At 42.3% G+C, this 7,159-nt stretch carries 8 protein-coding genes and 1 pseudogene; 4 read left to right on the plus strand and 5 right to left on the minus strand.

Features of this window, described 5'->3' with window-relative positions; all coding sequences use genetic code 11:
• Nucleotides 1-72: 72 nt before the first annotated feature.
• The gene (locus V7L29_RS16665; RefSeq protein ID WP_334736186.1) at nt 73-261 is read right to left on the minus strand and encodes a type II toxin-antitoxin system HicA family toxin; all 189 of its coding nucleotides are present in this window, start codon (nt 259-261) and stop codon (nt 73-75) included.
• Between the two features lie 150 nt (nt 262-411).
• Here V7L29_RS16665 and V7L29_RS16670 point away from each other — a divergent pair.
• From V7L29_RS16670 to V7L29_RS16685, 4 genes and pseudogenes are all read left to right on the plus strand, one after another.
• Nucleotides 412-546, plus strand: a pseudogene (locus V7L29_RS16670) (RNA-guided endonuclease TnpB family protein); the annotation flags it as partial.
• A gap of 143 nt (nt 547-689) precedes the next feature.
• The gene (gene argS / locus V7L29_RS16675; protein WP_334736187.1) at nt 690-2,453 is read left to right on the plus strand and encodes an arginine--tRNA ligase; all 1,764 of its coding nucleotides are present in this window, start codon (nt 690-692) and stop codon (nt 2,451-2,453) included.
• 126 nt (nt 2,454-2,579) lie between these two features.
• The gene (locus V7L29_RS16680) at nt 2,580-3,143 is read left to right on the plus strand and encodes a Uma2 family endonuclease (RefSeq protein ID WP_334736188.1); all 564 of its coding nucleotides are present in this window, start codon (nt 2,580-2,582) and stop codon (nt 3,141-3,143) included.
• 8 nt (nt 3,144-3,151) lie between these two features.
• Nucleotides 3,152-3,661 (plus strand): cobalamin biosynthesis protein, encoded by a 510-nt coding sequence (locus V7L29_RS16685; protein WP_334736189.1) that lies wholly within the window; start codon nt 3,152-3,154, stop codon nt 3,659-3,661.
• A 5-nt stretch (nt 3,662-3,666) separates the two neighbouring features.
• Here the strand turns inward: V7L29_RS16685 and V7L29_RS16690 are convergent, their stop codons facing one another.
• From V7L29_RS16690 to V7L29_RS16705, 4 genes are all read right to left on the minus strand, one after another.
• Nucleotides 3,667-4,020 carry a phage holin family protein gene (locus V7L29_RS16690; RefSeq protein ID WP_334736190.1) on the minus strand — a complete coding sequence of 118 codons (354 nt, stop codon included), beginning with the start codon at nt 4,018-4,020 and terminating at the stop codon, nt 3,667-3,669.
• 210 nt (nt 4,021-4,230) lie between these two features.
• Complete coding sequence (locus V7L29_RS16695) at nt 4,231-4,455, minus strand: hypothetical protein (RefSeq protein WP_334736191.1); 225 nt, start codon at nt 4,453-4,455, stop codon at nt 4,231-4,233.
• 56 nt (nt 4,456-4,511) lie between these two features.
• Entirely contained in the window at nt 4,512-5,507 is a 996-nt protein-coding gene (locus V7L29_RS16700) for a peptidoglycan-binding domain-containing protein (protein WP_334736192.1), read from the minus strand.
• 167 nt (nt 5,508-5,674) lie between these two features.
• The gene (locus V7L29_RS16705; RefSeq protein WP_334736193.1) at nt 5,675-6,967 is read right to left on the minus strand and encodes a M16 family metallopeptidase; all 1,293 of its coding nucleotides are present in this window, start codon (nt 6,965-6,967) and stop codon (nt 5,675-5,677) included.
• Between the last annotated feature and the right edge of the window lie 192 nt (nt 6,968-7,159).

Consider the following 7,159-nt stretch of genomic DNA (forward strand, 5'->3'; position numbering starts at 1 on the left):
CACTTATTTGCCTAAAAAACCCTCACTTGATATTTATCCTAAAGACTTACCGGCCCTTCCTCCTGCCGTTTTTTAGTTCATCGAACTCACGTTAACTAAGCCTGGTTTATCAGGATGTTTGAACTGTCGATGACTACCTTTAGTTCTATCAAGATACCAACCATCAGCTTCTAGTTGTTTAATAACTTCGCGTACTTTTATGGTAATACTTATCTGTAGAGTCAAAATTTCTGTTACAGATATCGCTAATTGAGAAGTCAAAAGTCAATCAGATTTCCTATTTTCGGGAAATTTCCTCATTTAGGGAATATTTTATAGGGTGCGTTACACTTCGTTAACGCACCTTTCGACTGCAAACGCAGCTCAATCAAACCGTTGAAGCAGTTGAGTTTTTAGCGATGCCTGTGATAGTTTAGAAATAAATTGGCTCGAAAACGCCTCAAGGTAAGTCGCCAGCGTAAACACTTTGCTGTTTTTACAGCAAGGTTATTATTGATGTTTAGCGACCTCATAGCGCATGAAGATTTGAAAGTGCAAAATATGGTCAGCTAGACGCAGTTTTGTCAAAAAAGATACTTTTGCAAGCAGCGCGTTGATTTTTTATTCCTCTTCAGAATCTCCAGATTGCTAAAGTGAATAATCAAGCTTTTTCAGAGCTACATTCTCTCTATCACAGATAAAATTTATATATGAACGCTACACAAGAAAAATTAAAAGTTCAGCTTGAACAGGCTTTAATCGCGGCTTTTGGCGCTGACTTCGCTGGAGTAGATCCAATTTTGGTTCCTGCTAGCAATCCTAAATTTGGTGATTATCAGGCGAATGTGGCTTTATCCCTAAGTAAAAAGTTAGGATTGCAACCAAGAGCGATCGCAACTGCGATCGTTGAGAAGTTAGACGTATCCGAAATCTGCGAACCGCCCCAAATCGCCGGGCCAGGATTTATCAATCTAAAACTGAAAACGGCATACCTGGAAGCACAACTGAACGCGATTCAGGCTGATCCCAGACTGGGAGTTCCAGCCGCGAAAACGCCAAGAAAAGAAATTGTGGATTTTTCCAGTCCGAATATTGCCAAAGAAATGCACGTCGGACACTTGCGTTCTACAATTATTGGTGATTCCATCGCCCGGATTTTAGAATTCCAAGGACACGATGTGCTGCGGTTAAATCATGTGGGTGATTGGGGTACGCAGTTTGGGATGTTAATCGCCTATCTCCGGGAAGTCTACCCAGACGCGCTAACAAGAGCTAATGCTTTAGATATTGGTGATTTAGTCTCTTTTTATCGCAAAGCCAAACTGCGGTTTGATACAGATGAGGCTTTTCAACAAACAGCACGACAAGAAGTCGTCAGATTACAAGCAGGTGCAGAGGATACAATCCATGCTTGGAAACTGCTGTGCGAACAGTCGCGGCGGGAATTTCAAATAATTTATGACTTGCTAGATGTCCAGGTAGTTGAACGCGGAGAATCTTTTTATAACCCTTTACTATCTGGCGTTGTAGAAGATTTAGAAAAATCTGGGTTACTGGTAGAAAATCAAGGGGCAAAATGCGTTTTTCTGGAGGGATTTACAAATAGAGAAGGTGAACCTTTGCCTTTAATTGTACAGAAATCAGATGGTGGTTATAATTACGCCACTACAGATTTAGCATCCCTACGCTACCGAATTCAGCAGGATGAAGGAAAGCGGATAATTTATGTAACAGATGCTGGACAAGGAAACCACTTTGCTCAAATTTTCCAGGTTGCACGCAAAGCTGGATGGATTCCTGATGATGTGGAATTAGTGCATGTGCCCTTTGGGTTGGTGTTAGGAGAAGATGGAAAAAAACTCAAAACTCGTTCTGGGGATACTGTGCGGTTACGGGATTTATTAGATGAAGCGATCGCTCGTGCCCATGTAGACCTCAAAACTAGATTACAAGAAGAAGAACGGCAAGAAACTGAAGAATTTATTAATGAAGTTGCTAGAGTAGTTGGGATCAGTGCAGTTAAGTATGCAGACTTAAGCCAAAATCGCACCAGTAACTACATCTTCAGCTACGATAAAATGCTGGATTTCAAAGGTAATACTGCGCCCTATATGCTCTATGCTTATGCACGGATTCAGGGGATTAGTCGCAAGGGTGATATTGACTTTAAAGAGTTGGGAAACAATGCTGTTTTGTTGGAGCATGAAACAGAATTAGCTCTAGCAAAATATTTACTTCAATTGGATGAAGTTATTAGTAGTGTAGAGCAAGACTTGCTGCCCAATCGTTTATGTGAGTATTTGTACGAACTGAGTAAGAAGTTTAATCAGTTTTATGACCGCAATCAAGGAGTTCAGGTTTTGGAGGCCGAGGAACCGCAGCGGACATCCCGCTTGGTTTTATGTGATTTGACTGCTAGAACTCTGAAGTTGGGACTATCTTTGTTGGGAATTCAGGTATTGGAGAGAATGTAAAAATCATCTTTCATGAGATTTTTTTAACGCAAAGGTACGCAGAGTAAGAGTTAAGTTAAAGCTGATTTTTCTTTGTGTACTTTGCGGTTGGTTAATTAGAATTGCTTGACTTGGAGGCGATCACAAATGGTACGGACACCATCAAAAAACATAACTTTGGCAGAGTTTCTAATGTTACCAGAAACGAAGCCCGCTAGTGAATACATCAATGGTGAAATTATTCAAAAACCTATGGCACAGGGAGAACATAGCACTATTCAAGGTGAACTGATTATTTTTATTAATGCTGTCTTGAAACCCCAAAAAGTTGCACGAGTATATCCAGAACTGCGGTGTACATTTGGTGGCAGATCAATTGTCCCGGATGTAGCGGTATTTACTTGGGAGAGAATACCTCGCAAAGAAAATGGCAGGGTAGCAAATTTCTTTTCAGCAGCTCCTGATTGGACAATTGAGATTCTATCGCCTGACCAAAGACAAACGAAAGTTACAAAAAATATTTTACATTGCCTGAATTATGAAACACAAATAGGTTGGCTGATTGATCCAGAAGAACAAACGGTGTTTGTGTACATCCGCAATCAACAGCCAATTATGTTGGATGAACTACAAACTTTACTGCCTGTGCCAGATTTTGCAAGTGAGTTGCAGCTGACAGTAGGAGATTTATTTGGTTGGCTGTTGGAGTAAACTCAAGCATGTCAAACCCTGAGGAATTGAATGAGGAAATAGACCAAGTGCAACAGGTTTTATGGGTAGGAATCGGTTGTAAACGGGGAACCTCATGGCAGTTCATTGATTGGGCAATTGAGCAAATATTTCGAGAACATCAACTTTTTCAAAGTGCGATCGCAGGTATTGCTACCATTGACACTAAAGCTTCAGAAGTTGGTTTAGTAGAACTTTGTCGCCTACGCGGTTTGCCCCTAAAAACCTTTTCTGCCCAAATCCTCTGCTCTGTCTGTGTCCCCAACCCTACCACAATTACCGACCACAAAGTAGGTACACCGAGTGTAGCAGAGGCAGCTGCTATTCTTGCAGCCGCTCAACTCACATCGTTGACTGTTTTCCCCTTTACAAGCATAGAGAAATTGCGGCTAAGGTTCTTAGTTCCTAAACGGATTTTCCAGGTACAAGGGCAACCAGGAGCGGTAACGCTAGCTGTTGCCCAAGCCTCAAATATGATGAGTATTACAGAACTTCACTAATTTTTCTAGTCAACAACTCTCAACAAATAGTTAATTATGCTAGAAACAATAGCTAGCACAATTGAACCTAACAAAGCAGGTAAAAAGCCTTGAATTTCAAAACCATAACCAGGAGTTAGGGCACTTGCCAGCCAAAGGGTTAAGGCGTTGATCACTAATGTAAATAAACCAAAGGTGAGTAAGGTAATCGGAAACGTCAAAATCTGTAAAATTGGTCTAATAAATGCATTAACTAAACCAATAACAAGGGCAGCAACCAAGGCAGTCAGAAAATTCTTGATAAAGAATCCCGGAACGATATTAGCAGTAAGAAATAACGCCACCGCACTACCGAGCCAAGTTAATAAAAAGTGTTGCATAAGTTTTTTTAGAGAAATTAGCAGTAAGTTGAATTAATTTCACTATTGGCAATTGTGATCTGTACCACTATCAGGTGTCGTTGTGCTTGACTCCTAAAATTGCTATCATTTTTTGTCAGCCTAAAAGCAATATAATTTTTCAATCCTGGCATAGAGAGATACTTCTAATCGGTATATCTTTATCGTATTCCAGGATGTACCGCATTAAATTCATAAAAATGCTAGGAAGCACAAAACTCCTACAGAGGTTGCTCGAAGTTGAAAAACCTCTGTACCTTGGAGATTTCCAAGAAATAAGTTATTCAGTTTTATCGAGTGGAGAGAAGTCTGTAGACGCTTCTGCTGTGAGGGGGTCGCAGTCTTCTCTACGAGAAAGCGGTAGCGTCTTGCGATCGCGTCGGGTGCTCGGTTTCCAACATCAGAACTTCGGAGCATGTTGCCCACGCCTTTGATTACAGGCAAAAAAGACGCTGTTATGCTCCTTAGTACTGCTAACGCCGCAAAAGAACCTCCCATGTAGAGCCACCAACTACGCCGTCAGCTTCTAAAGCATAACGCTTTTGTGCAGCTTTCACAGCTGTCTCGGTCGTTACGCCAAAGTCTCCATCGGCATCGCCTTTCAATAAACCAAGCTTTTTCAGTTGTTCTTGCAACCTAACAACTTCAGAACCACGTAACCCTATACGCAAAATTGGCAATCCTTCTGAGGTGTATTGAATACCAGGGGTTCGCTTAGTAGTTGTATTTGACTGACTTTGAGTAGTTGATCTAGTACGATTCGGTGTTTTCTGTGTGCTTGAAGTTGTTGCTTTTCTTGGGGTAGCAGGTCTTGGCTCAGGGCTGGTCGCAACTTGTCTTACAGCTTTTTTTGGGGTAGCAGCTCTTGGCTTAGGGCTAGGCGCAACTTGTCTTACACCTTGTCTTGGGGGGTTAGGGTTAAGATTTGCAACGTTGGTGACATTGCTAGCTTGGGTTGGAACCGGAAAATTCGTAGCTGAGTTAAATCTTGGCTGGGATGAAGCGACAGTTGATGCTACTACCGATTCGTTAGGAAAAAGTCGTTGCCAAGTGCTGGCATCAACAATGCCATCTGGATTCAAGCCGGCTGCTTGTTTAAAACGGGTAACAGCACTGGCCGTATTCTCACTATATATACCATCTACGGCACCAGAGTAAAAACCCAAAAGTTTCAGAGCTGCTTGAAGTTCAGACACACGTTCGCCTTGGCTACCAACTTTCAGGGTAGGGCGGTTGATGCTATCTCCAGGATTTACTTGGGCAATTTTTTGTGGTGCGGCTATTGATACTACAGGAGAGAAAGCAATCAGCACAGGTGTAGTGCAGAACAAGAGTATTTCAATGGCTGATAAAGATTTAGACCTTTTTGGCAACCAACCCTTTTGCCGTTTTTCCATTCTACAGCGATTTACAGTTGGATTTAGTAATTTTAAGTAACTCAAAATACTTGCTGTCAGGCTGCTTTGCATGGAATTTACTCCCAGAATATTCTCATGCTAATGGTACAGCCGCTTGGTCTAAAAAACAGCTGCATTTACGATGTCTTTGACGGGCGTAGCTGCGGCACATCAAATATGCTTTGCTTCAGACTTGCTCCTCTCTAACCCTGATAAAAAAGCAAAGAATTAGAGCAAGCCTACGCGTAGGCTCCGCCCATCGTAGACATCGCCCGATTAATTGCTTCTTCTTGACCAACCAAAGACAAGTAAGGTGATTGTAAATACTTACAAGCTGCGGCGATCGCATCCTTGGCACTCACAGCCGCAATCAATTCTTGGAACTTTGTGTCAAAATCAATTCCTAAGCCTAAAATTTCATACCAGCCGTATATTTGAGCAATTTGCCCGTTTGTTTGTTTACCCAAGGCGTATTGCCCCAGGATCTTGTTTTTAGCAGCCTGGAGTGCGCTTTGGGATACTTCGTCGGTAGACAATAAATCTACTTCTGTACGCAGTCCCTCTAAGGCAATGCTGGTATTCTCTGGGGCTGTACCCATGTAAACCACAAACGATGCTGGAAATAGCCTTGTGGAGTAAAAGGCAGATACTTCGTAAGCTAAACCTCGCTTTTCCCGCAATTCCACAAACAAGCGACTAGAAAGCCCATTTCCCAAGTAGGTACACAGCAACTTCAGTGGGGCGTAGTCAACAGAACTCACCGATGTTCCCAAATAACCAAGCATCACGATTGATTGTTGTGTCTGTACTGGCTTTAACCTTACCTGCGGTTCCACCCTAATCTCAGATAAATTCAGTATTGGCGGTGCTTGGGCTGGCGCTTGCCAATCACCAAAAACTTCTTCCACCAATGCCACTGCATCTGTAGATGTGACTCTACCAGCAATACTAATTACTAGATTATCTGGACGGAAATAAGTTTGGTGATACTCCACTAAATCCGCACGAGTTAAGCGGCTCATGGTGGTTTCATCTCCCAGCACTGACATAGCATAGGGATGATTTTGGTAGATTACCTGCCGCATTTGTTCAAAGGCGACGGTGAACGGTTGCTCTTTTTGGGAGCGAATATCTTGGAGTGCTAGACGCCGTTCTAGTTCAACTTGAGTTTCGGGAAAAGTAGGCGATCGCAAAATCCGCCCTGCCAATGTTAAAATTTCCCCAAAATCGGATGTTACCGTCTTGAAAGATAGCAAAAAATAATCAGTACTGGCATCTGCACTCAAACTCGCCCCTACAGACTCGACAATTTCAGCAATTTCCAAACTAGAAAGTCCATCGCATCCCTTTGTCATCACTGCTGATAGTAAATGTGCCAACCCTGCTTGCTCCCGGTTTTCCTGACAACTACCGGCACGCACAAAAATTCGCGCCGCAGTAATGTCCGCAGCCGGGTTTTCTGCCACCAGCACTACAATCCCATTGTTCAATACGGTGCGATGGATAGGCGATTTTTGCAGCAAGGTTGTCATTTGTCTTTTGTCCTTTGTCGGTTGTTACTCAATTTTAGATTTTGGATTTTAAATTTTAGATTGCCCCACAAATAACTTTGCTTGCTCTGAAACAAAATCAGGACTTACGCAACTGGCACAGGGCGATCGCAATATTATAGTATTTAAGTACTATGTAAATTTGTATACTTAGAGAGCATGGCTGAAATTAGT

Origin of the sequence: Nostoc sp. (assembly GCF_036916575.1) — a bacterium.
Lineage (GTDB): Bacteria > Cyanobacteriota > Cyanobacteriia > Cyanobacteriales > Nostocaceae > Nostoc.

Excerpts from the sequence above, each read along its gene's own strand:
- V7L29_RS16685 (WP_334736189.1), top strand. The coding sequence starts at position 3,152 with ATGTCAAACCCTGAGGAATTGAATGAGGAAATAGACCAAGTGCAACAG.
- argS (WP_334736187.1), top strand. The coding sequence starts at position 690 with ATGAACGCTACACAAGAAAAATTAAAAGTTCAGCTTGAACAGGCTTTA.
- V7L29_RS16690 (WP_334736190.1), bottom strand. The coding sequence starts at position 4,020 with ATGCAACACTTTTTATTAACTTGGCTCGGTAGTGCGGTGGCGTTATTT.
- V7L29_RS16695 (WP_334736191.1), bottom strand. The coding sequence starts at position 4,455 with ATGCTCCGAAGTTCTGATGTTGGAAACCGAGCACCCGACGCGATCGCA.
- V7L29_RS16705 (WP_334736193.1), bottom strand. The coding sequence starts at position 6,967 with ATGACAACCTTGCTGCAAAAATCGCCTATCCATCGCACCGTATTGAAC.
- V7L29_RS16700 (WP_334736192.1), bottom strand. The coding sequence starts at position 5,507 with ATGCAAAGCAGCCTGACAGCAAGTATTTTGAGTTACTTAAAATTACTA.
- V7L29_RS16680 (WP_334736188.1), top strand. The coding sequence starts at position 2,580 with ATGGTACGGACACCATCAAAAAACATAACTTTGGCAGAGTTTCTAATG.